Origin of the sequence: Streptococcus suis (assembly GCF_019794615.1) — a bacterium.
Taxonomy (GTDB): Bacteria; Bacillota; Bacilli; order Lactobacillales; family Streptococcaceae; genus Streptococcus; species Streptococcus suis_AI.
In genome coordinates, this window is the sequence record NZ_JAIMDU010000013.1 from 21,899 (window position 1) to 42,729 (window position 20,831).

The window sequence follows — 20,831 nt, forward strand, 5'->3', positions numbered from 1 at the left end:
TTGTCTCCTTTTCTCGTCCGATTGTACGGACAAATAGTAGACATTAGAATATCATAGGCTTTACTATTTGTCAAAAGTTAGATTGAAACGGGGTGAAAATGAGGATTGACAAATTAAGGTGTTATGCTATACTAAAATAAAATAGACTTCATTTATAGATAATAACCAACATTTTATGAGGAGATGATTATTATGGATCAATGGATGCGAGATTTTGAAGAGCGGCAGAGACATGATGAATTGAAGCAAAAAATGGATGCTCAAACCTCTGCTATGAACTCTCAAGTAATAGCGCTTCAAAAACAAAATAACATTTTGCAAAAAGAGCATGAGCGTCAAATTGAAAAAGAGTTTAAGGATAGAATTTTTCAATTACGATTGCACTTAGCACAGGTTACGGATGAGAGTCAACGATTTGTCATCCAGCAAATGCTTAGCGAAGCTGAGGAAGATTATGAGAATTATCAAAGAGAGCAAGCTGAGAAACGTTTGGCAGATGCAAAAAGACGAAAGATATGGCTAATCATTTCAAGTGTTGTGGCTGTGTTAGGAATGGCTGGCTTATATTTTTTATACCAAGATATTTCTCAAGTTACAGTTCCTGAATTATATGGTATTGAGCTATCTGAAGCTAAGGATTTACTGTATGAAGAGGGGTTAAAAGTTGGTACAATAACAGAAGTTGGTGGACAGCCAGTTCAGCCTGGGATGGTTAGTGTATCTGTTCCAAGTAGTGGGAAGAAGGTAAAGCGGGGAAGTGCGGTTAACTTAATTATTGCTAAAAATGTAGATGCAAAGGATACTACCGTAGTTGAGGATAGTTCAACTAGTGAGGTAGCCACTAGTAAGACTGCTGGAAGTTCGCAAGCTTCTGGCCAGTCTCAGGTAGGTAGCGCCGTTCAATTGTTTACTGTGGATATTAAAAAACAAGGACTGGTTATTCGTCAGGAACCTAGTTTATCTGGAGAAGTTGTGACCAATGTAGAACCTGGAACGTACACGATAGTTGAGACGACACAAAAGGAAGGACATAGTTGGGGCAGATTAAAGTCAGGACAGGGTTGGATTTCGTTGACAGATTTGCATAATCCTGTACCGCAGGTTGATACCAAAAACTTAACGACAGATCAGGTAAAAGCTTGGGTCATGGATGATTTATTTAGCCGTAGCGTCATAATTGAAAAGTATCGAAAAGACCAAGTTGTCATAAGTGTTCGTATGGCTGAGGATGGTTTAGTTTATGCAGATGTAACTGTACCATCAGACCCTAATTTTGAACCACGAGATTGGAGTTATCGGATCAATAGTCGTGGGGAGTTGGAAGCTAGTGAGTATGATACAGATCCGGAACAAGGGGGTGTCAACTGGTATGTTGCCCAACATTATTATCTGGAAAACAGTGTGAACTAAGAAGAGGCTGGGCAAAAACTAGCTTCTCACAATAAAAAAAACGAGCAGTTCCAATTAGGAGTTGCTCGTTTTCCACTTCATGCTTTATAATTATAATAACGACAAAACAACTAGAAAGTCATGAAAATGTATAAACAGTATAACACAAATCAGCTTAGTTTGGAATTAAATATTGCTTGGGACTTACCTACTACACATGAGGCACGTCTGATTAGTCAGTTTGTGGATACCATTCCTCAATCCGTTCTACTGGAAGAAACTTCCCACACAGGTCGTCCAGCCTTTCATCCAGCTATGTTGCTTAAAATGACACTGTTCGCCTATCTGTGTTTTTTATTTACTGGCTAGTTTTTGCCCAGCCTCTTTTCCTTTTCAAAAATATGCTATAATACTCCTATGGAACAAAATGATATAGTATATGGTGTACATGCTGTGGTAGAGAGTTTGGAGGCCAACACCGGCAACAAGCTCTACATCCAGGATGATTTGCGCGGAAAAAATGTAGAAAAAATCAAGGCGCTAGCGGCAGAGAAGAAGGTGTCGATTTCTTGGACGCCCAAGAAGACCCTGTCTGACATGACAGAAGGTGCCGTTCACCAAGGTTTTGTCCTGCGGGTCTCTGAGTTTGCCTATGCGGACCTTTCGGTGATTTTGGAAAAGGCAGAGCAGGAAGATAATCCCCTCATTCTCATCTTGGACGGTCTGACAGACCCCCACAACTTCGGCTCGATTTTGCGGACCGCAGATGCCACTCAGGTAGCTGGCATCATCATTCCCAAGCACCGAGCGGTTGGCGTGACCCCAGTTGTGGCTAAGACCTCCACAGGTGCGGTGGCCCATGTCCCAATTGCCCGAGTGACCAATCTTAGCCAAACCCTCGACAAACTCAAGGAGGCTGGTTTCTGGGTCTTTGGCACGGATATGAATGGAACCCCAAGCCACAAGTGGAATACGGCTGGCAAACTAGCTCTTATTATCGGCAACGAAGGTAAAGGGATTTCCAGTAATATCAAAAAGCAGGTGGATGAGATGATCACTATTCCTATGAAGGGGCATGTCCAATCTCTCAACGCCAGCGTAGCAGCAGCTGTGTTGATGTACGAAGTATTTCGGAAGAAACTATAGATGAAAGAAAAGATTCTGCTTGTTGATGGTTATAATATGATTGCTTTTTGGAAATCAACTAAACAAGATTTCAAAAAAGGTCATTTAGATGCTGCAAGAACAACCTTGCTTCGCATTCTTTCTCACTATGCTTCATTTGAGAATATAGACATCATTTGCGTTTTTGATGCTCATCATGTCCCGGGAAATCGTCAGCATTATGATGAATTTAATGTTCAAGTGGTATTTACTGAAGAGGAAGAAACGGCAGATAGCTATATTGAACGCTTGAGTGCAGACTTAAATAGTAATCCTCGCAAACAGGTTTCGGTGGCAACGAGTGATTTAAATGAGCAATGGGTTGTTTTTTCACAGGGAGCCTTACGAATATCTGCGCGTGAGCTAGAAGAACGGACAAATGTAATCAAAAGGGATTTGGACAAATTTGTGGATCAAGTTGAATTGTACACTCCGCGTCTGAATCCTTGGTCAGATGGGAATTTTCAAGCCTTAATAGAAATGATGGAGGATATGACTGAGTGAGTTTTAAAATAGTAACGGATTCTACCTCGGATTTGCCAAAAGGATGGGCGGAAGAACATGGGGTCGATGTACTAGGTTTGACCATCAATCTAGATGGTCAAACCTATGAGACTGTAGGGGACAATCGCCTTACTAGTGCTACCTTACTAGAGAAGATGGAAAGTGGTAGCCAGCCGACGACCAGTCAAGTAAATGTCGGCCAGTTTGAAGAAGTGTTTTCTGCCGCGGTCAAAAAAGAAGAGGCAGTGCTTTATCTTGCTTTTTCTGCGGCCCTTTCTGGTACCTATCAGAGTGCTGTCATTGCACGCGACATGGTCTTGGATCAATACCCGGAAGCAGTGATTTCCATTATTGATACGAAGGCGGCGACCATTGGTGAAGGTTACTTAGTCATGAAAACCGTTGAGGCGCGTGCTGCAGGTAAGACTCTGGCAGAAACCAAGGCAATCGTAGAAGATTTGGTGCCGCGCTTACGGACCTACCTCTTAGTCGATGACCTTAATCATTTGGTGCGAGGTGGACGCTTGTCTAAAGCGGCAGGTTTAATCGGTGGTTTAGTGAATATCAAGCCCCTCATTTCGCTCAATGCTGATGGAAAACTAGAATCAATAGCTAAAATCCGTGGTCGTAAAAAAGGAATCAAGGAAATGCTGAACATGACCTTGGATAATTTGGATCATTCTACAGTCATGGTTGCTTATACTGGTGATAGAGAGGCTGCAGAGAGTATCAAATTTAGTTTATTAGAAGATGATCGTGTTGCTGATGTTCTACTGACAGAATTAGGACCAGTTATTGCGACTCATACAGGAACAGGGGTCTTAGCAATTTTATCAATTGGGACAGAAAAGAGAGCTAGATTCTAAGGGATATTTCTTGCAAAGATGCATTTCGTTTTGTGTAACAGCAATCTACTGTAGAATAGGACAACCAATCAAGCCAATTTGAGGACTAGAACGACTGTTTATTTTGGTAAACTCATCTGCAATCGTTCACATGATTCAAAGCTCTGCTATTGGTCAAAAAATAAAAAAAGTAAAGTAAAATAACTTGACGAGAACCACCATATTTGATAGAATGGTAGACGGTATTGTTTACCCCATTTGAAAGGCCCCGGAACCTTCCAAATACCGGCGGAACGGAACATCCGCCTAGTAAACAAAAACGATTCGTATAGGAGAAATCATGAACAAAACAACATTTATGGCTAAACCAGGCCAAGTTGAACGTAAATGGTATGTAGTAGACGCTACTGATGTACCTCTTGGACGCCTTTCAGCAGTAGTTGCTAGCGTTCTTCGTGGTAAAAACAAACCAACTTTCACACCTCACACTGATACTGGTGACTTTGTTATCGTCATCAACGCTGAGAAAGTGAAATTGACTGGTAAAAAAGCAACTGATAAAGTGTACTACACTCACTCATTGCACCCAGGTGGTTTGAAATCAATCACAGCTGGTGAATTGCGTTCTAAAAACGCTGTTCGTTTGATTGAAAAATCAGTTAAAGGTATGCTTCCACACAACACACTTGGTCGTGCACAAGGCATGAAATTGAAAGTGTTTGTGGGTGGCGAGCACACTCACGCTGCACAACAACCAGAAGTACTTGATATTTCAGGTCTTATCTAAGGGAAAGGACGTAATCTAAATGGCACAAGCACAATACACAGGTACTGGTCGTCGTAAAAACGCGGTAGCACGCGTACGTTTGGTCCCAGGTACTGGTAAAATCACAGTAAACAAAAAAGATGTAGAAGAGTACATCCCACACGCTGACCTTCGTTTGGTTATCAACCAACCATTCGCAGTAACTTCAACACAAGGTTCATACGACGTTTTCGTTAACGTGAACGGTGGTGGTTACGGTGGTCAATCAGGTGCGATCCGTCACGGTATCGCGCGTGCATTGCTTCAAGTAGACCCAGACTTCCGCGATTCATTGAAACGCGCAGGCCTTCTTACACGTGACGCTCGTATGGTTGAACGTAAGAAACCAGGTCTTAAGAAAGCACGTAAAGCTTCACAATTCAGTAAACGTTAATTATCAGCAATATATCAACGTTTCAAAGCACTCAAGAGTTTACCTCATGGGTGCTTTTTTCTATGCATTTTACGAAAGTTTGCCCTAAAAGTTGCCCTAAATTTACCATAAATTTTTTTAAGGTTTCGATAGGCGATTTCGCCGACAGCTATAAAACTTCTAATCTTTCAACGAATTCTTAATCCGGGAAGTAAATATAAAACTTTCTACCACCAAGCTTCCCTATTCGGAGATTGGAATGTTCCATATAATTCAGTTTATCGGTCACTTGATATCTTAAACACCTTTCAATCAGAAATCCAACAGCACTTACATCAAGAAGTTAGCCAATTAACGAATCGAACTGGAACCTTAGTATTTTATGATGTTACCAACTATTTTTTTGAAATTGATGTACCTGATGAAGATATACGTGATGAAACTGTCAAGTTGAGTTATGAGCAACGAACTCAACTCAGTTATGATAAAGGACAACGTTTCTTTGAAGATGAAGTCGTGCCTGATGCGACCTTGGAAGATATTGAGGATAGGTTAGTCCAGGACTTCAAAAATCGGTTTGATATTTCAAGTCGTTCGACAGTGGAAATTCTCAAAGCTCGACGTTTTCTTGTAAATGGTAAATTAACCAAGGCAGCCATTTTGCTTTTTGGCAAATTTCCATCAGCTTTCTTTCCTCAAGCTCGTGTTCGTTTTCAGCGATTTGATGGTACCGATATGGGGACTGGAAGTAGTTTTAATGTTATCAAGGAAGTGACTTTTGATGAGGCTCTCCCAACTTTGATTACCCAGGTTAGGGACTTTATCCGTACTCAGCTTCGCGAATTTCAATATCTTGATAATGATGGTCAATTCCAGATTTTGCCTGGTTTGAAGGTGTTGTCAATGCAGTAACTCACCGTGATTATTCTGTTTATGGAGATCATATTCGTATATTGATGTTTGATGATCGTTTAGAAATCCATAGTCCTGAGAAATTACCTAATATCGTAACGGTTGAAAACATCAAGAATGAACGCTTTTCGAGAAATCCACGTATTGCCCGAACTCTGACCGAGTTTGGCTGGGTACGCGAGATGAATGAAGGTGTAAAGCGTATTTATTCTGAGATGGAATCTGCTTTTCTCCATGAACCAAAATACTCAGAACCAGGGAATAAGGTTGTCCTGACGCTTGAGAACAACATTGTCAGCCGACATCTCCGTACAAGAGACAGCTTGGAAAAACAGTTCTCTGATTTTGATAACCTAAACTCAGACGAGCAGGCTATTATCCACTATATGTATAATTCAGGCGAGAGAATGACAACGGCAAAAGCTGTTGAATTGACTGGTAGAAGCAGACGTCATATAGGAAAAGTGTTGCAAAAATTGACAGATCAAGGACTCTTGAAATGGTATGGCAATAGTAAAAATGACAAAAATCAATACTACACTCTTGCTTCAAAATAGATTTCATTTTATACTGAGAACGCAGTAGAACGCAGTAGGATATAGAAAAGTGGATATCAACGATCAGGTCGATAACCACCTTTTTATTTTAAACTTTATTTCAAAAATCAGTTGTGAATATGTCAAATTTGTTCAGGTAGGGATCTCATTTATCTACCAACTCATTCAATAATTCATCGTATTGATTCATAGCTTTTTCTAATTCTTTGTCAAAGTTAATTATCGACTCATCTTTGAGAATACTAGTTTCTATACTCAATTCTTCTTTACTAACTTTTGCAGTACTGCTATACAATGGAAAAATCATCGGATACGCCTCCTAATTTTGTAACCATATTATACATGTTAGGTATGAAAATTAAAAGTGTGTACATTGATTTACCCCATTTTCTAGGAACAATAATAAATAATAAGGTAAACTTTTGTATATTCTCGTTCGATTTTGCTTATTTTGATGAAATTATAGTAAAATGAAACAAAAAAAGTTCATTTGTTGTATAATGTACTTATGGCATATTCATTAGATTTTCGTAAAAAAGTTCTCGCATACTGTGAGAAAACCGGCAGTATTACTGAAGCATCTGTTGTTTTCGATATTTCCCGCAACACCATCTATCAATGGCTAAAATTAATGGAGAGTACAGGCGAGCTTCATCACCAAGTTAAGGGAACCAAACCAAGAAAAGTTGATAGAGAAAAATTAAAGAACTATCTTGAAGCTCATCCAGATGCTTTTTTGACTGAAATAGCTTCTGAATTTGGCTGTCATCCAACAGCTATTCATTACGCTCTCAAAGCTATGGGGTATACTCGAAAAAAAAGAGCTGTACCTACTATGAACAAGACCCTGAGAAAGTAAATCAGTTCCTAAAAGAATTTAATAACTTAAGTCACTTGACACCTGTTTATATTGATGAGACAGGGTTTGAGACATATTTTCATCGAGAATATGGTCGATCTTTGAAAGGTCAGTTGATCACTGGTCAGGTCTCTGGAAGAAGATTCCAGCGGCTATCTTTAGTCGCAGGTCTTATAAACGGTGAGATTATAGCCCCAATGACCTACAAAGAAACCATGACTAGTGACTTTTTCGAAGCTTGGTTTAAAACATTCTTACTACCCACTTTAGATAGACCATCTGTTATCATTATGGACAATGCAAGGTTTCATCGGATGAGTAAGCTAAAAGAGTTATGCAAGGAGCAGGGTCATAGACTTTTACCACTTCCTCCTTACTCACCTGAGTATAATCCCATTGAGAAAACATGGGCTCAAATTAAAAAACACCTCAGAAAAGTATTGCCAAATTGCGATACTTTTCTTGAGGCACTTTTGTCCTGTTCTTGTTTCAATTAACTATAGTTGAAATTGATTGAAACAAAAGATGTTCCAACCAGATCTTAAGAAAGCACGTAAAGCAAGCCTGTTTAGTATACGTTAATATACCGCAATATATCAACGTTTCAAAGCACTCAAGAGTCGCTTTTTTATAATTAGGTAGTTTTTATAGTTACGACGGATTTTGATTGTTGTCATAATCGGTTCAGTAGTCAAATCCATACCAATTGGAAATCAAAAGGGTTGAGGAACCTTTGAAGGTTGAAAATGAAGCAAACATAGCTACCTTCTTAATTGGTTCCGTCAGTAGGGAGTTGTTCATGAAACACTTTCACTATTTTTATCAATATTCCACTTAACATTTTCGCTTGTTTTTGATATACTTTAGAAAATAGGTGTTTTCAAGGGGTGATACCATGGAACTAAAAGATATTATGCATATTTTGGAAGATATGAAGGTTGGAGTTTTTGCAACTCTGGATGAGTATGGAAATCCACATGCTCGTCATGCTCATATCACTGCAGCAAACGAAGAAGGGATTTTCTTTATGACAAGCCCAGAAACGCATTTCTATGATCAATTGATGGGGGATCAAAGAGTTGCGATGACGGCTATTTCTGAGGAAGGGTACCTTATCCAGGTAGTGCGTGTAGAAGGGACTGCCAGACCTGTGGAGAACGACTATCTAAAGACAGTTTTTGCGGATAATCCTTATTATCAACATATCTATAAAGATGAGTCTAGTGATACAATGCAAGTATTTCAGATTTATGCTGGTCATGGCTTCTATCATAGCTTGACTCAAGGTCATAAGTATATCTTTTCTATTGGTCAAGGTGAGCATTCAGAGGTTCGTGCACTTTGAAAACTAGTTGAAAACATTTGATAAGACAAGTATATTTCCAATAATTATGATACAATACTTTTTATAAATGTTTTAGGAGTGTTTGGATAAATGAGAGAAGATATTCAGATCAATGAGCGAGCCCTTGTTTTGTCAGATCAATTGGTGGAGGTATTGGAATCCATTTACGATCCCGAGATTGAATTGGATATATACAATTTAGGACTTGTCTATGAAATTCATCTAGATGAAACCGGGTTTTGTAAAGTAGTGATGACCTTTACTGATGCAGGTTGCTCATGTGCAGATACGATGCCTGGAGAGTTAGTAGCAGCTTTGAAGACTATTGACGGAATAGAAGATGCTCAGGTCGAGATTGTCTGGTCTCCTGCTTGGAAAATGACAAGAATTAGTCGCTTAGGTCGAATTACTCTGGGGATAAGGCCCAAATAAAAGAGTTGCAGTTTTATTTTACTGCAGCTCTTTTTTACTGCAGCTCTTTTTTAAACGTGTCATCGTATTGTCTGTCTAATTCTTCCATCGTTTCATAAATGGGTTTGGGGATCATAAGGACTTGAGGATCCAGGTCGACCATATCATAGCTTGGATCAATGCATTCTTCCCAGTATTCTAAATGTTTTTTGTCGATGTAGGATTCTGAATCTTCGACTTCGATCCTCCCTTCGGCTTGAACAGAATACCAGTAGAGGTATTCGCGTCCATCTAGTATTTCACGGAAAATTGTTTCGACATACATTTTTTCATTTTCGAGTGTCAACAGTGTGTCTTTCATGTGATTGTTGAGGAAGGCCATCCATTCGTCTACTTTTGCAGTCTTACCCTCTTTTACACGAAAACGAGATAATTCAACAGTTAATTTCAACTTCATTTCCTCCTTATAAAAGCCCAGTCGGTTAGACAAGGCTTTGTGATATGATTTATTGTTTACCAGTACGTTCAGGTCTCCAGAAGTCTGTAACAGCTCCTTTAGAGGCTGATGACACTGTATGGGCATATTTTCCGAGCACGCCACGAGAGTAGAGTGGTGGAATCACTGTTGTTTGCTTGCGTTCTTCAATTTCTTGATCAGACACATGCATGGTGATTTCTTTGGTATCCTGATCAACTGTTACCAAATCGCCAGTGCGGAGGAAGGCGATTGGGCCACCATCCTGAGCTTCAGGAGCGATATGACCAACAACCAGTCCATAGGTGCCGCCAGAGAAACGACCGTCTGTTAGAAGGGCTACCTTGTCACCTTGGCCTTTTCCGACAATCATAGAAGAAAGGGACAGCATTTCAGGCATACCAGGTCCACCTTTTGGACCAACATAACGGACAACGACCACATCTCCGTCGACAATTTCATCGGTCAATACAGCCTCAATTGCTTCTTCTTCGGAATTAAAGACTTTCGCAGGTCCAGTGTGATTACGGACTTTTACACCAGATACTTTAGCGACAGCACCTTCGGGAGCTAGGTTACCTTTGAGGATAATCAGAGGTCCATCAGCACGTTTTGGATTTTCAAGCGGCATGATGACATCTTGACCGGGGGTCAAATCGGCAAAGTTTTCCAAGTTTTCAGCCACTGTTTTACCAGTACATGTGATGCGGTCACCATGAAGGAAACCGTTCTTCAACAAGTATTTCATAACGGCAGGTACGCCACCAACGTTATATAAATCTTGGAAGACATATTTACCAGATGGTTTTAAGTCTGCCAAATGAGGTACTCGTTCTTGGAAATCGTTGAAATCTTCAAGAGTTAGATCGACATTTGCGGCATGAGCAATAGCAAGGAGATGGAGGGTGGCGTTAGTTGAGCCCCCTAGAGCCATCGTAACAGTTATCGCATCTTCAAAAGCTTCACGAGTCAGAATGTCAGATGGTTTGAGTCCGAGTTCTAACATACGAACAACTGCACGACCAGCTTCTTCGATGTCAGCCTTTTTCTCAGGAGATTCCGCTGGATGAGATGAGGAACCCGGGATAGACATACCTAAAACTTCGATGGCTGTTGCCATTGTATTAGCAGTGTACATACCGCCACAACCACCAGGTCCAGGACATGCATTGCATTCAATTTCACGGACTTCCTCCGCTGTTAGATCTCCGTGGTTCCACTTACCAATTCCCTCAAAAACTGAAACGAGATCAATATCTTTGCCATTTAATTTTCCTGGAGCAATGGTTCCACCATAGGCGAATATTGCAGGAATATCCATATTGGCAATTGCAATCATAGAGCCAGGCATATTCTTATCACATCCACCGATTGCTACAAAGGCATCTACGTTATGTCCACCCATTGCAGCTTCAATAGAGTCAGCAATGATATCACGTGACGTGAGGGAGTAGCGCATGCCGGGTGTTCCCATAGCGATTCCGTCAGCAACGGTAATGGTTCCATATTGGACAGGCCAAGCGCCAGCATCTTTTACACCTTCTTTAGCTAATTTTCCAAAGTCATGTAGATGGATATTACAGGGTGTATTTTCAGCCCAAGTTGAAATAACCCCTATGATAGGTTTTTCAAAACTATCATCAGTCATTCCAGTTGCACGAAGCATAGCTCGGTTAGGTGATTTGACCATCGAATCGTAGACAGAACTACGGTGACGGAGATTTTTTAGTGTGTCTTTTTCGGTCATTTCTCTTCTCCCTATCTTATTTTACCCATTATATCACAGAAATAGCGGAATTGATAAGAGAATGGATAAAGAAATGTAAATTTCTGAATATTCTGTAAAAGCAATCCTCGATGAAATACAAAAAAGACAGATGGTTTATACCAAATGTCTTAAAAGTCGGTGTGTCTGTTAAGCTGTCGATTTTTGACGAGTTCTTCTTGTGTCACTGATGAATAGTGTGATGAGTGAAAGTGCCAGGAAGCCAGCACCAACATACCAGTAAGGTTGATCTAAGGTGGTTGAGCGACCTGATAGATTGATGATACCTCGGAGGAGACATCCGGCTGTAATGGTAGCAATGCCTGAGTTCCACAAGTTATAAGTTATTCGTGATAACTTGGGCTTGACTTGCAGAAGGCCCAATAGTAGAATGCCTCCCACTAAAGTTGCGCAGAACATATAGTGCATAAAGACTGAAACTTCTCCATAACTAAGGCTCTCGTAAATACGACTGAAGATGAATAGGAAGGCTGTCATAGCTAAGTAGGAGATAAATGTTCTTGAGAATCTCGTTGTTGAATTAGTAACCGATGTAGACAATGTCGCTCACCGCCCTTTCTGAAATAGTGTTTCCGTTTGTTGTTGGATTGTTAATAACTTGACCATTGAAGTAAAGAGTTGATGAGCCACCACCATCAAGGTTATAGGCAGTAGTTGCGCCGTACTCTTTCATAATTTCAGCCATTTGATAAAGTGACAATCCTTTGCTTTCGGTAGTTCGTCCATCAGCGACAACGATGATATAATGATTTTCGTCAATGATCCCGATAGCTGTGCGCGGGTTTGAAGCCATGGCACGTCCGACTTCAGTAGAAGTATCTACGACAATTTCACCATTTTCGACTAAGGCAGGACCGAAGGCAAGTAAGTTGACAACCCCTTGGTCAATTAATTCTTGTGCAGTAACCTCGTCCTCGTAGACGATTTCAAAGGAACCATCGGCATAGATAGCAAGGTCCCCATAGGAAGCATTGTCGCGAACAGTATCACGGTAGAGGGTACCGTTCTTAATAACATAACCTGTTGAGTTGGCCCCGTAATAGTCACCGTTAATAGCTAAAATGGCATTGTTTGCTGCGGCAGTTTCAGAGGTTTTAGCCGTTATGTTGGTTCCATATGTATTTTGTGCAAGAGCTGTTTTCAAATATTCAGCTGAACTAACTTGAATATCTGCGATGTAAACGGTTGTGTTATTTGTAGTGATTGTCTCTAGATTAATCTGGATATTGTCATCTGAGTAGCTCGTATCAGTTGTAGATACATTGGTTGCAGTTGTTGCAGCAGTAGATGATGATACGGTGGTAGTATTTTGGCTACTCGTAGTAGTATTGCTTGCAGAGACAGTTGAGATGGCTTCGGAAATCACGAAGGTTTTTAACATGGAATAAGTAAATCCTCCTGTTAAAAGCATTCCGAAGATAGTGGCGTAGGCAAAGGGCTTTTTAAGCAATTTCATGTGATAATGATTTCCTTTCTTTAAAAATAATATTCTTTTGAATAAACCAAGATACTAGGAATAGAAGGAGTCCAACTGCTAATTTAACCAGATAAAGATTTAGACCTAACAGTTGATTGAATAAGTAAAGGAGAGTAGTGTCGCATAAGAAGAGAATGAATGCGAGTGTGAAATAGCCTGCTCCCGTTCTTGTAACACTGTCCTTATTATTAAAAACCAATTTTTTATTCAAAGTAAAGTTACAAATGGCGCTACAAATTCGAGCGATGGTATTCGCTAAAAGTAACCGTAGGGTGGTCGGAAAAGTTGTAAAAACCAGTAAGGCTAAGGCATATACACAGTAGTCAACTAGAAATCCACCAAAGGATGCGAGGGCGAATTTAAATAAGTTTTTATAAATTAATAAACCATCTTTGATTGGTCGAAAGTGTGAGCTAGTATTATCATCAATGTAAATTGTTTGGATAGGAACTTCTGTAATCTGATAACGCTGACTCGCTTGCGTAAGCATGTTCATTTCATATTCATAGCGATCACCTTCTATTTCTAACATAAAAGGAATTAGGTCGGAATGAAAACCACGTAAACCAGTTTGTGTATCGCTAACGCTAACACCGGTTTGGAGTTTGAATAAGACCCGGGTCAACTTGTTTCCGAAGCGGCTGCGCAAGGGAATATCATTTGTAAATTGGCGAACACCTAGTATTAATCGGCTTGGGAGATTCATTGCGGCGCGTGCAACTCGATCAATATCATTAATGGCATGTTGGCCATCAGCATCCGCAGTGACAACCACTCCTGGTTTATTTAATTCATAAATGTATTGGAAGGCAGTACGTAAGGCCTGACCTTTTCCTTTATTGACCTCATGATGGAGGACTGTTGCGTATTGTTTAGCTGCTTCTAGGATTTCTACAGATTCACCGCTACTCCCATCATCGACAACAATCACTTGACAATTTAGCCTGTTTTTCATCCCTTTTAGTAATTGGATTAATTTTTCATCTGGCTGATAAGCCGGTATCGTAACGTAATACATATCCATAAACCTCATTTATTTTTCTTGATGGTTATACTATACGGGAGTTTTCTAAAACCAAGCTGAAAGCAAGCTGGTACTGGGTTTTACTTAAGTTTTCCTTAAGAAAATATTAGGAAATCGTTAAGAATTCAGGCAAAAAGGTCGAACAAATGTAGGAATTTTCAGAATATTCCTTGACATTCTAACACTGTGTGTTATTATAGTAGATACCACGTTTGTAGGGAGGAGGAATATTTGTGCAAGAAATTCAATTGGATCAACCGTGTTCGGGATCGTTTCTAATCTTAGATACCTTGCATCAACTTGGAGTGGACCTTGTTTTTGGTTATCCAGGGGGAGCAGTATTGCCACTGTATGATGCTATCCATCAGTATGAGGGCATTCAGCATATTTTGGCTCGTCATGAGCAAGGTGCCGTACACGAAGCAGAAGGTTACGCTAAATCATCAGGAAAGGTGGGCGTAGCGATTGTCACTTCAGGACCGGGGGCTACAAATGCCATTACAGGGATTGCTGATGCCATGGGCGATAGCGTGCCACTTTTGGTATTTAGTGGGCAAGTAGCAACAAGAGGGATTGGTAAAGATGCCTTTCAGGAAGCGGATGTACTAGGTATGACCATGCCGATTACCAAGTATAATTATCAGATCCGTGACACGGCAGATATTCCTCGAGTGATTACAGAAGCGCTACATATTGCGACTACAGGTCGTCCTGGACCAGTTGTGATTGATGTTCCGAAAGATATTCAAGAGAAGATCGTAGAATCTTACCATGATCCTGCTCTGCATTTACCAAGTTACCAACCGACAGTTGAACCAAATGGTTTGCAGGTTAAGAAAATTTTGAAACAGCTTAGCCAAGCTCAGAAACCAGTTATATTGGCTGGTGGTGGTGTCAACTATGCAGATGCCAATAACGAATTAGTTGCCTTTGCAGAACGCTACCGTATTCCAGTTGTTTCAACCCTTCTAGGTTTGGGGGCGATGCCAATTGAGCACGAACTATCCTTAGCAATGGGTGGTATGCACGGTTCTTACGCTGCCAATATAGCTATGGATCAGGCTGATTATATCATCAATATTGGAGCGCGATTCGATGACCGCCTAACTGGTAATCCAACAACCTATGCGCCAAATGCAACGGTAGCACATATTGATATTGATCCCGCTGAAATTGGTAAAGTTGTCAAAACGGCTATTCCAGTAGTGGGCGATGCTAAGGCAACCTTGAAAGCTCTGCTTGCTTTAGAAACAGTTGAAACAGGCTATGCTGATTGGACGGCACAAGTATTGGAAAACAAACGTCGGGCGCCATTTTGGTACGATGAAGATGAAACGGTTATTAAGCCACAGGCGGCCATTGAATTAATTGGTCAGTTGACGCAAGGGGATGCCATTGTCGTGACAGACGTTGGTCAACATCAAATGTGGGCTGCCCAATTTTATCCTTACAAACATGCTCGACAGCTGATAACATCAGGTGGCATGGGTACCATGGGATTTGGTATTCCGGCAGCTATCGGTGCCAAATTAGCTAATCCAGATAAGGAAGTAATTGTCTTTGTTGGTGATGGAGGATTCCAAATGACCAACCAAGAATTGGCTATTTTGAATGGCTATGGCGTACCGATAAAGGTTGTATTGATCAATAACCATTCTCTTGGAATGGTTCGGCAATGGCAGGAATCATTCTATGAAAAACGTCGCAGTCAATCCGTCTTTGATGATGAACCAAATTTCCAATTGTTGGCAGAAGCTTATGGCATCAGTCATTATAGTTTTGACAATCCAGCGACACTGAGCGAAGATATGAAAGTTATCCTAGAAGATAAGCCAATGTTGATTGAAATACATATTTCCAATCGGGAGCATGTTCAACCGATGGTGCCAGCAGGTAAGAGTAATGCGGAAATGTTGGGGGTGAAGTTCAATGCGTAGAATGTTAACAGCTAAATTACGAAATTCATCTGGTGTTCTTAACCGCTTTACAGGTGTTCTCTCTCGCCGTCAAATCAATATTGAGTCCATATCTGTTGGACCGACTGAAGTAAGCGATATCTCACGAGTGACGGTAATTGTTGATGTTGCAAGTCATGATGAAGTAGAACAGATTATAAAACAACTTAATCGTTTGATTGATGTGGTCCGTGTCCGCGACTTGACCGAAATACCTCACCTAGAGCGCGAAGTAATTCTTGTTAAGATTTCAGCTCCACCTACAAAACGAGCAGAAATTTTAGCAATTATTCAGCCATTTAGAGCAAATGTTGTGGATGTAGCACCGCACTCTATTACCATCCAAATGACCGGTGATGGAGATAAGATAGAAGCACTCTTACGCGTCATTCAACCTTATGGAATCAAGAATATCGCAAGAACGGGCGCGACTGGCTTTAGTAGAGACTAATGCTCTTCGATAATAAACACTAGACTGCCTTGGTTTGGCTTGATGAACATTAGTTCTACCTTCGCCTCCGTCGCTTAGTCTAGCGTTCATTTACTTTGAGCATCCAAAACTTCAAATAAAATAGAAAAGAGAAAAGATTATGACAGTAGAAATGCAATATGAAAAAGATGTAACAGTAGCAGCACTTGATGGCAAACGTATCGCCGTTATCGGTTATGGTTCGCAAGGTCATGCACATGCACAAAATTTGCGTGATACAGGCCATGATGTCATCATCGGTGTGCGTGCAGGTAAGTCATTTGACAAAGCAAAAGAAGATGGTTTTGAAACATTTGAAGTTGCAGAAGCAACAAAACAAGCTGATGTCATTATGATTTTGGCTCCAGACGAAATTCAAGCAGATTTATATGAGAACGAAGTTGCTCCAAACTTGGAAGCTGGAAATGCGCTTGGTTTTGCTCATGGCTTCAATATTCATTTTGAATTTATCAAAGTACCGGCTGATGTGGATGTCTTCATGTGTGCACCAAAAGGTCCAGGTCACTTGGTTCGTCGTACATTTGAGGAAGGCTTTGGTGTGCCTGCTCTTTACGCAGTATATCAAGATGCTACTGGAAACGCGAAACATATTGCGATGGACTGGGCAAAAGGTGTGGGTTCAGCACGTGTAGGTCTTTTGGAAACGACTTTCAAGGAAGAAACCGAAGAAGATTTGTTTGGTGAACAAGCAGTTCTCTGTGGTGGTTTAACTGCACTGATGGAAGCCGGTTTTGAAGTATTGACAGAAGCTGGTTATGCACCAGAATTAGCTTACTTTGAAGTATTGCATGAAATGAAACTGATTGTTGACCTTGTTTACGAAGGTGGTTTCAAGAAAATGCGCCAATCTATTTCAAACACTGCTGAGTTTGGTGACTATGTATCAGGTCCGCGTGTGATTACTGATCAAGTGAAAGAAAACATGAAAGCAGTTCTTGCGGATATTCAATCTGGTAAATTTGCAAATGACTTTGTAAATGACTATAAAGCGGGTCGCCCACGTATGGAAGCATATCGTAAAGAAGCAGAAAATCTTGAAATTGAAAAAGTTGGTGCGGAACTCCGCAAAGCAATGCCATTTGTCGGACGCAACGACGACGACGCCTTCAAGATTTATAATTAAAATAGTCCGGGGGACTATTTTAACCCTCGCCTGAAAAAGAGAGAGCGAGGAAGTCCAGTAGGCTATTCTAGCCCTCGCCCAGAAATTGAAAAGCGAGGTAAGGGAAGGGGACTATTTTAACCCTCGCCTAGAAATTGAAAAGCGAGGAAAGACATGTTTGGACTGTTTTAGCCCTCGCCTGAAAATGAAAGAGCGAGGAAGTCTATGGCTAGGCAAAAGAGAGGCTTGCCTATCGTCAAGTCCGATATCTCCCCTCTGACAGTTTCTCAAACTGCCAGATTCCAATCCTCTGTTTAATTGATAGAACTACAAGAGCTGGCTTGCCCGGCTCTTTTGGTCATTGTTGGAAAGTTGTTTAGAAAATTAAAAGAATGTTTTCAGTATATTTCCGAGAATTAACTCAACATTGTAATGAAAAGAAATAAATGAAAAGCAGTTTGTATAGTCGAATGAATTAGTTTCCAGACAAGGAACTGAGGTGCAGGCAATACTAGAGTACAGCAAGCCGAAAGTGACGGAGTATCAAAGCTAATTCAAGTGACTAGATCATTTATTGGATGCAATGTCATTCTCTCTATGGCGGTTCATTGATTTGGAAATTTATTTTTGAAGTGATTAAAAAACTGGTATAATAAAAAATAGAATATTTAAGTATAAATACTATATTTATTTTTGCATTATTGGTACAATAGATATAAATAGAAAGAAAAAAGTGCATTATGATTTCAGCAAGAGATATTGAACAAGCGTATTCAGTTCTGAAAGACGTTGTCGTCCGAACTCCATTGGATTTTAACCGCTATTTATCTGAAAGATATGGAGCAAGCATCTATATCAAGAGAGAAAATGAACAGCGAGTTCGCTCGTTTAAAATTCGCGGTGCTTATTATGCCATTTCACAACTGACAGATGCAGACAAAGCGAATGGAGTTGTTTGCGCATCTGCTGGTAACCATGCCCAAGGGGTAGCGTATACCTGTAAAGAAATGCAGATTCCGGCAACAATTTTTATGCCAATAACGACACCTCAACAAAAAATTGGACAAGTTAAGTTTTTTGGTGGAGAGTTTGTCGAGATTCGTTTGGTTGGGGATACCTTTGATGAGTCGGCTACAGCGGCGATGAAGTATACTGAGGAAACGGGAAAAACATTTATTGATCCCTTCGATGATCCCAATGTACAAGCTGGCCAAGGTACTGTTGCTTATGAAATTCTTGAGGAAGCCGAAGAGCAGTTTGTGAGTTTTGATCAGCTACTCGTCCCAGTTGGTGGAGGAGGTCTAATTGCTGGGGTCTCTGAATATCTGAAAGACCAAGCGCCTGAGATTAAAATTGTTGGCGTAGAGGCGAGTGGTGCAAGGTCAATGAAGGCTGCTTTTGATAAAGGTCGCCCTGTTAAGTTGGAGCATATTGATAAATTCGCAGATGGTATTGCTGTTCAAAAAGTTGGGAAAACAACTTATGAGGTGGCGCGCAAAAATGTTGATCAACTGATTGGCGTTGACGAGGGTCGGATTTCGGAAACCATTTTAGATCTATATTCAAAATTGGGAATTGTTGCTGAACCTGCTGGCGCAGCAACAATTGCGGCACTTGAAGTAATCAAGGATCAAATAAAGGGACAAACGATTTGCTGTATCATTTCTGGAGGAAATAATGATATTAACCGTATGCCAGAAATGGAAGAGCGTGCTCTAATTTATGAGGGCATTAAACATTATTTTGTGGTCAATTTTCCTCAAAGACCGGGAGCTCTTCGTGAATTTGTTAACCACATTTTAGGTCCGAATGATGATATTACACGGTTTGAATACATAAAACGTGCGAATAAAGGAACGGGTCCGGTTTTAATTGGGATTGCATTGGGTGATAAGAGGGATTACGCTGAGTTTATTGCACGACTAGAACAATTTGATCCTCAATATATCAATTTGCATGAGAATGATTCGCTTTATAAAATGCTAGTTTAGGAGGCTATTATGTCTACTGGTTCAATTATTTTTATTGTTGTAGTGCTATTTGTATTATTTATCGCTTTGATTTTACTCTTTTCAGGTTTGTATGTGGTCAAGCAACAGACTGTCGCTATCATTGAACGATTCGGTAAGTATCAAAAAACATCAACGTCTGGTATTAACTTTAAAATTCCATTTGGTGTAGATGTCATTGCGGCCCGCATTCAGTTACGGATGCTACAAAGTGAAATTATTGTTGAAACAAAAACACAGGACAATGTTTTTGTAACAATGAATGTAGCAACTCAGTACCGAGTTAATGAGAATAATGTGACGGATGCTTACTATAAACTCATGCATCCAGAGGCACAAATCAAATCGTATATTGAAGATGCCTTGCGCTCATCAGTTCCTAAACTGACTTTGGATGAATTGTTCGAAAAGAAAGATGAAATTGCCCTAGAAGTTCAAAGACAAGTAGCTGAAGAGATGTCAACCTATGGTTATGTTATTGTAAAAACCCTGATTACAAAGGTTGAACCGGATGCAGAGGTGAAACAATCAATGAATGAAATCAACGCAGCTCAGCGCAAACGGGTTGCAGCTCAGGAATTGGCGGAAGCAGATAAAATTAAAATTGTTACTGCCGCAGAGGCAGAAGCTGAAAAAGATCGCCTACATGGTGTGGGGATTGCTCATCAACGTAAAGCCATAGTGGATGGATTAGCAGATTCGATTCGTGAATTGAAGGAATCCAATGTCAGTTTGACGGAAGAACAAATCATGTCGATTCTGTTGACAAACCAATATTTGGACACTTTAAATAATTTTGCACAAGGAGGTAATAATACAATTTTCCTTCCTGGGAATCCAGAAGGAGTTGAGGACATTCGGACTCAAATACTATCCGCTCTAAAGGTTAAGTAAATTTTAGCAAAAACCGAATGTTTTGCTTGACAAAAAGTGCAAAGCTGTATTATACTAAATTGCACGAATAAAATGGAAAGGGGTTTCTCATGACAAGTTACGAAAAAGTTGCTGCAGTTGTTAACTGGGTACGTGAAAAGAAAATCACTGGCTACCGTATTAGTAAAGAAACTAATGCTCGTGAAATGTCAGTCATCGCTCTTGCACAAGGCCGTGCTAAGATTGATAACATCTCATTTGCAACTGCATTGGGTTTGATTGACTTTTACGATAAAAACCACAAAAAATTTGAAAACTAATCTATGTAGTTTTAAAATAGAGGTTCCGATGAGGAGCCTCTTTTTTTCCATAAAAAAGATACCAGAGTGACCTGGTATCGTGAATGTGTTCCTATTCAAAAATCTCATACTCTTCGAAAATCAAAATTATCCGTTGTCAACTTGCCTTGATGAACT

General features: G+C 40.3%; 21 protein-coding genes and 2 pseudogenes. 17 read left to right on the top strand and 6 right to left on the bottom strand.

Annotated features, from left to right (window positions below; genetic code table 11):
* Window positions 1–192: 192 nt before the first annotated feature.
* The 8 genes and pseudogenes from K6V43_RS04935 to K6V43_RS04970 all read left to right on the top strand — a co-directional run.
* Window positions 193–1,410, top strand: a complete 1,218-nt coding sequence (locus K6V43_RS04935; protein ID WP_222382027.1) for a PASTA domain-containing protein — start codon at window positions 193–195, stop codon at window positions 1,408–1,410.
* Window positions 1,411–1,536: 126 nt separating this feature from the next.
* Window positions 1,537–1,755: pseudogene (locus K6V43_RS04940) on the top strand (transposase); the annotation flags it as partial.
* 51 nt (window positions 1,756–1,806) lie between these two features.
* Window positions 1,807–2,535, top strand: coding sequence for a 23S rRNA (guanosine(2251)-2'-O)-methyltransferase RlmB (gene rlmB / locus K6V43_RS04945; RefSeq protein WP_222382028.1), 729 nt, complete (start codon window positions 1,807–1,809; stop codon window positions 2,533–2,535).
* Window positions 2,536–3,057 (top strand): NYN domain-containing protein, encoded by a 522-nt coding sequence (locus tag K6V43_RS04950; protein ID WP_222382029.1) that lies wholly within the window; start codon window positions 2,536–2,538, stop codon window positions 3,055–3,057.
* On the top strand, window positions 3,054–3,923 hold the full coding sequence (locus K6V43_RS04955) for a DegV family protein (protein WP_222382031.1): 870 nt from the start codon (window positions 3,054–3,056) through the stop codon (window positions 3,921–3,923). Before K6V43_RS04950 ends, K6V43_RS04955 begins: the two co-directional genes overlap by 4 nt.
* A 319-nt stretch (window positions 3,924–4,242) precedes the next feature.
* Window positions 4,243–4,689 carry a 50S ribosomal protein L13 gene (gene rplM, locus K6V43_RS04960; RefSeq protein ID WP_024381069.1) on the top strand — a complete coding sequence of 149 codons (447 nt, stop codon included), beginning with the start codon at window positions 4,243–4,245 and terminating at the stop codon, window positions 4,687–4,689.
* Between the two features lie 19 nt (window positions 4,690–4,708).
* Window positions 4,709–5,101 carry a 30S ribosomal protein S9 gene (rpsI, locus tag K6V43_RS04965; RefSeq protein ID WP_002942223.1) on the top strand — a complete coding sequence of 131 codons (393 nt, stop codon included), beginning with the start codon at window positions 4,709–4,711 and terminating at the stop codon, window positions 5,099–5,101.
* Window positions 5,102–5,515: 414 nt separating this feature from the next.
* A pseudogene (locus tag K6V43_RS04970) lies at window positions 5,516–6,549 on the top strand (ATP-binding protein); the annotation flags it as partial.
* Window positions 6,550–6,694: 145 nt separating this feature from the next.
* Here K6V43_RS04970 and K6V43_RS11490 read toward each other — a convergent pair.
* Window positions 6,695–6,856: a hypothetical protein gene (locus tag K6V43_RS11490; protein WP_261311778.1), complete on the bottom strand. Its 162-nt coding sequence runs from the start codon at window positions 6,854–6,856 to the stop codon at window positions 6,695–6,697.
* A 201-nt stretch (window positions 6,857–7,057) separates the two neighbouring features.
* Between K6V43_RS11490 and K6V43_RS04980 the strand changes: the two genes are divergently transcribed.
* The 3 genes from K6V43_RS04980 (at window position 7,058) to K6V43_RS04990 (ending at window position 9,185) form a co-directional block, all read left to right on the top strand.
* A protein-coding gene (locus K6V43_RS04980) for an IS630 family transposase (protein ID WP_172016537.1) occupies window positions 7,058–7,905 on the top strand; the annotation gives its coding sequence in 2 pieces (ribosomal slippage) (window positions 7,058–7,361 and window positions 7,361–7,905; 849 coding nt in all).
* Window positions 7,906–8,303: 398 nt separating this feature from the next.
* Window positions 8,304–8,753 carry a pyridoxamine 5'-phosphate oxidase family protein gene (locus K6V43_RS04985; protein WP_002937365.1) on the top strand — a complete coding sequence of 150 codons (450 nt, stop codon included), beginning with the start codon at window positions 8,304–8,306 and terminating at the stop codon, window positions 8,751–8,753.
* Between the two features lie 90 nt (window positions 8,754–8,843).
* Window positions 8,844–9,185, top strand: a complete 342-nt coding sequence (locus K6V43_RS04990) for a metal-sulfur cluster assembly factor (RefSeq protein WP_222382032.1) — start codon at window positions 8,844–8,846, stop codon at window positions 9,183–9,185.
* Window positions 9,186–9,219: 34 nt separating this feature from the next.
* Here the strand turns inward: K6V43_RS04990 and K6V43_RS04995 are convergent, their stop codons facing one another.
* The 5 genes from K6V43_RS04995 to K6V43_RS05015 all read right to left on the bottom strand — a co-directional run bounded on the left by K6V43_RS04995 (window position 9,220) and on the right by K6V43_RS05015 (window position 13,920).
* On the bottom strand, window positions 9,220–9,615 hold the full coding sequence (locus K6V43_RS04995; RefSeq protein WP_222382033.1) for a DUF6176 family protein: 396 nt from the start codon (window positions 9,613–9,615) through the stop codon (window positions 9,220–9,222).
* 55 nt (window positions 9,616–9,670) lie between these two features.
* A complete protein-coding gene (gene ilvD / locus K6V43_RS05000) occupies window positions 9,671–11,386 on the bottom strand; it encodes a dihydroxy-acid dehydratase (protein WP_172024819.1) in 1,716 nt (571 codons plus the stop codon).
* A 168-nt stretch (window positions 11,387–11,554) separates the two neighbouring features.
* Entirely contained in the window at window positions 11,555–11,965 is a 411-nt protein-coding gene (locus K6V43_RS05005; RefSeq protein ID WP_222382034.1) for a hypothetical protein, read from the bottom strand.
* A complete protein-coding gene (locus tag K6V43_RS05010) occupies window positions 11,946–12,881 on the bottom strand; it encodes a phosphodiester glycosidase family protein (RefSeq protein WP_222382036.1) in 936 nt (311 codons plus the stop codon). The genes K6V43_RS05005 and K6V43_RS05010 overlap by 20 nt, the downstream gene beginning before the upstream one ends.
* Window positions 12,868–13,920 (bottom strand): bifunctional glycosyltransferase family 2/GtrA family protein, encoded by a 1,053-nt coding sequence (locus K6V43_RS05015; RefSeq protein WP_172006954.1) that lies wholly within the window; start codon window positions 13,918–13,920, stop codon window positions 12,868–12,870. Before K6V43_RS05015 ends, K6V43_RS05010 begins: the two co-directional genes overlap by 14 nt.
* Window positions 13,921–14,159: 239 nt before the next feature.
* Between K6V43_RS05015 and K6V43_RS05020 the strand changes: the two genes are divergently transcribed.
* The 6 genes from K6V43_RS05020 (at window position 14,160) to K6V43_RS05045 (ending at window position 20,675) form a co-directional block, all read left to right on the top strand.
* Complete coding sequence (locus K6V43_RS05020; protein ID WP_222382038.1) at window positions 14,160–15,863, top strand: acetolactate synthase large subunit; 1,704 nt, start codon at window positions 14,160–14,162, stop codon at window positions 15,861–15,863.
* A complete protein-coding gene (gene ilvN, locus K6V43_RS05025) occupies window positions 15,856–16,332 on the top strand; it encodes an acetolactate synthase small subunit (RefSeq protein WP_024391390.1) in 477 nt (158 codons plus the stop codon). Before K6V43_RS05020 ends, ilvN begins: the two co-directional genes overlap by 8 nt.
* Before the next feature lie 139 nt (window positions 16,333–16,471).
* Window positions 16,472–17,494 carry a ketol-acid reductoisomerase gene (gene ilvC / locus K6V43_RS05030; protein ID WP_024391391.1) on the top strand — a complete coding sequence of 341 codons (1,023 nt, stop codon included), beginning with the start codon at window positions 16,472–16,474 and terminating at the stop codon, window positions 17,492–17,494.
* A gap of 719 nt (window positions 17,495–18,213) precedes the next feature.
* The gene (gene ilvA / locus K6V43_RS05035) at window positions 18,214–19,464 is read left to right on the top strand and encodes a threonine ammonia-lyase IlvA (protein ID WP_222382039.1); all 1,251 of its coding nucleotides are present in this window, start codon (window positions 18,214–18,216) and stop codon (window positions 19,462–19,464) included.
* Between the two features lie 9 nt (window positions 19,465–19,473).
* Window positions 19,474–20,376 (top strand): SPFH domain-containing protein, encoded by a 903-nt coding sequence (locus tag K6V43_RS05040; protein ID WP_024397006.1) that lies wholly within the window; start codon window positions 19,474–19,476, stop codon window positions 20,374–20,376.
* Window positions 20,377–20,465: 89 nt separating this feature from the next.
* The gene (locus K6V43_RS05045) at window positions 20,466–20,675 is read left to right on the top strand and encodes a capsule biosynthesis transcriptional regulator (RefSeq protein ID WP_024391394.1); all 210 of its coding nucleotides are present in this window, start codon (window positions 20,466–20,468) and stop codon (window positions 20,673–20,675) included.
* Window positions 20,676–20,831: the final 156 nt, after the last annotated feature.

Excerpts from the sequence above, each read along its gene's own strand:
- ilvA (WP_222382039.1), top strand. The coding sequence starts at position 18,214 with ATGATTTCAGCAAGAGATATTGAACAAGCGTATTCAGTTCTGAAAGAC.
- K6V43_RS05010 (WP_222382036.1), bottom strand. The coding sequence starts at position 12,881 with ATGAAATTGCTTAAAAAGCCCTTTGCCTACGCCACTATCTTCGGAATG.
- rlmB (WP_222382028.1), top strand. The coding sequence starts at position 1,807 with ATGGAACAAAATGATATAGTATATGGTGTACATGCTGTGGTAGAGAGT.
- K6V43_RS04950 (WP_222382029.1), top strand. The coding sequence starts at position 2,536 with ATGAAAGAAAAGATTCTGCTTGTTGATGGTTATAATATGATTGCTTTT.
- K6V43_RS04935 (WP_222382027.1), top strand. The coding sequence starts at position 193 with ATGGATCAATGGATGCGAGATTTTGAAGAGCGGCAGAGACATGATGAA.
- K6V43_RS05040 (WP_024397006.1), top strand. The coding sequence starts at position 19,474 with ATGTCTACTGGTTCAATTATTTTTATTGTTGTAGTGCTATTTGTATTA.
- K6V43_RS04990 (WP_222382032.1), top strand. The coding sequence starts at position 8,844 with ATGAGAGAAGATATTCAGATCAATGAGCGAGCCCTTGTTTTGTCAGAT.
- rpsI (WP_002942223.1), top strand. The coding sequence starts at position 4,709 with ATGGCACAAGCACAATACACAGGTACTGGTCGTCGTAAAAACGCGGTA.
- ilvD (WP_172024819.1), bottom strand. The coding sequence starts at position 11,386 with ATGACCGAAAAAGACACACTAAAAAATCTCCGTCACCGTAGTTCTGTC.
- ilvC (WP_024391391.1), top strand. The coding sequence starts at position 16,472 with ATGACAGTAGAAATGCAATATGAAAAAGATGTAACAGTAGCAGCACTT.
- K6V43_RS05045 (WP_024391394.1), top strand. The coding sequence starts at position 20,466 with ATGACAAGTTACGAAAAAGTTGCTGCAGTTGTTAACTGGGTACGTGAA.
- K6V43_RS11490 (WP_261311778.1), bottom strand. The coding sequence starts at position 6,856 with ATGATTTTTCCATTGTATAGCAGTACTGCAAAAGTTAGTAAAGAAGAA.
- K6V43_RS04985 (WP_002937365.1), top strand. The coding sequence starts at position 8,304 with ATGGAACTAAAAGATATTATGCATATTTTGGAAGATATGAAGGTTGGA.
- rplM (WP_024381069.1), top strand. The coding sequence starts at position 4,243 with ATGAACAAAACAACATTTATGGCTAAACCAGGCCAAGTTGAACGTAAA.
- K6V43_RS05015 (WP_172006954.1), bottom strand. The coding sequence starts at position 13,920 with ATGTATTACGTTACGATACCGGCTTATCAGCCAGATGAAAAATTAATC.
- ilvN (WP_024391390.1), top strand. The coding sequence starts at position 15,856 with ATGCGTAGAATGTTAACAGCTAAATTACGAAATTCATCTGGTGTTCTT.